This is a genomic window from Inquilinus sp., assembly GCF_057815775.1.
Genome location: NZ_JBYRFX010001021.1, coordinates 1 through 1578, shown reverse-complemented (window position 1 = coordinate 1578; position 1578 = coordinate 1). Strand labels below are relative to the sequence as shown.

The following is a 1578-nucleotide window of genomic DNA, read 5'->3' as shown; positions in this document are numbered from 1 at the left end:
GGCGAAGTTCAGGAAGATCAGGTTGCGGCCGGGCACGAAGGTGTTCGGCAGGCCGTTGTCCTGCATCGCGATCTCGACATCGCGGGTCAGCGCCGTGTCGCTGAGCTGGCCGAGCACGCCGAGGTCGAGCATGTGGTCGGGGCCCAGCCGGCGGGTCCAGTCGGGAAACTCGGTGCGCAGCACCTCGCGGATGCCGGGGCGGACGTCGAGCTCGACCCGATGGCGCTGGCCATAGTCGAAGCCGATCGTCTCAACCCGCTTGAAGCGGTCCAGCGCCCAGGCCAGGCAGGTGGTCGAATCCTGCCCGCCGGAGAACAGCACCAGGGCTCCATCCTGTTCAATGCCCATCGTATTCGGCCCAGCTGATAGGGGTTTCAAAGACGGCGACGACGGCCAGCAGCGGCAGGATCGGCTTGGTGCGCTCCCAGATCCAGATGGCGATGTGCTCCGCCGTCGGATTTTCCAGCCCGTCGATTTCGTTCAGGCAATAATGGTCCAGCCGGGCCAGCAGCGGCGCGAAGGCGGCCTCGACATCGAAGAAGTCGACCACGAAGCCGGTGACCGGGTCGACCGGGCCGTCCAGTCGCAGCTCCACCCGATAGGAATGGCCATGCATCCGGTGGCAGCGATGGGTCGCCGGCACGTTCGGCAGCCGGTGTGCGGCCTCGAAGGTGAAGGCCTGGGTGATCCTCATGGAATACCGATCAGCTTATGGGTCTGCAGGCTCAGGCGCCATTGCGGGTGGGCGAGGCAATGCGCCACCGCGGCGGCGGTGTTCGCCACTCGGTCGGGCCCGTCCATCGGCTGCAGCCAGAAATGGGTGAAATCGAGGTCCGCGACGGAATCGGGCATCAGGCCGGGCTGCGGGAACACCAGCTTCAGCTCGTCGCCCCGGCGGGCGACCAGCGGGGCGCCGGCCTTGGGGCTGACGCAGACCCAGTCGAGCTCCGCCGGCGGCGCGATCGTGCCGTTGGTCTCGACCGCCGCGGTGAAGCCGCGCGATTGGACCGCGGCCAGCAGGTCGTGGTCGAGCTGCAGCAGCGGTTCGCCGCCGGTGAAGACGACGAAGCGGTTGGTGGAGGCCCCGTCCCAGCACGCCTCGATCGCGGCGGCCAGCACCTCGGCATCCTCGAAACGGCCGCCGCCGAGCCCGTCGGTGCCGAGGAAGTCGGTGTCGCAGAATTTGCAGACGGCCCCAGCCCGGTCGGCCTCGCGGCCGGTCCACAGGTTGCAGCCGACGAACCGGCAGAACACCGAGGCCCGCCCGGCGTTGCGCCCTTCACCCTGCAGGGTCTTGAAGATCTCTTTGACGACGTAGCCCATGCCACCAATCCGGCGCTGTCAGGCGGCCTGCCGATCGGGACCGCGCCTGCCGTAAAGGGGCGTTTGTAGACCTTTTGTTCCCCGCGGTCAGGTGCGAATTGCCACGGGCCCCGCCGAGTCGCTTGATTCCCGCCGCCGGAAACGAATCAAGGCCCGCCGGGGGCGGGCCTTGATCCTGGTTCAGCCGATCGGCCGGGGCCGGTGGCTCAGCTGCTGGTCAGCTTCGACAGGTCCAGCGGCAGGGACCGCAGCCGC

3 protein-coding genes are annotated in these 1578 nt (G+C 68.4%); all 3 read right to left on the bottom strand.

From position 1 onward, the window contains the following. On the bottom strand, positions 1-348 hold a 348-nt coding region (locus tag AC3XYG_RS36520; RefSeq protein WP_489144810.1), incomplete at its 3' end, for a 7-cyano-7-deazaguanine synthase. Beyond that, positions 338-694, bottom strand: coding sequence for a 6-carboxytetrahydropterin synthase QueD (queD, locus tag AC3XYG_RS36515; protein WP_489144809.1), 357 nt, complete (start codon positions 692-694; stop codon positions 338-340). The genes queD and AC3XYG_RS36520, both read right to left, overlap by 11 nt. Then, on the bottom strand, positions 691-1323 hold the full coding sequence (gene queE, locus AC3XYG_RS36510) for a 7-carboxy-7-deazaguanine synthase (protein ID WP_489144808.1): 633 nt from the start codon (positions 1321-1323) through the stop codon (positions 691-693). Before queE ends, queD begins: the two co-directional genes overlap by 4 nt. Positions 1324-1578: the final 255 nt, after the last annotated feature.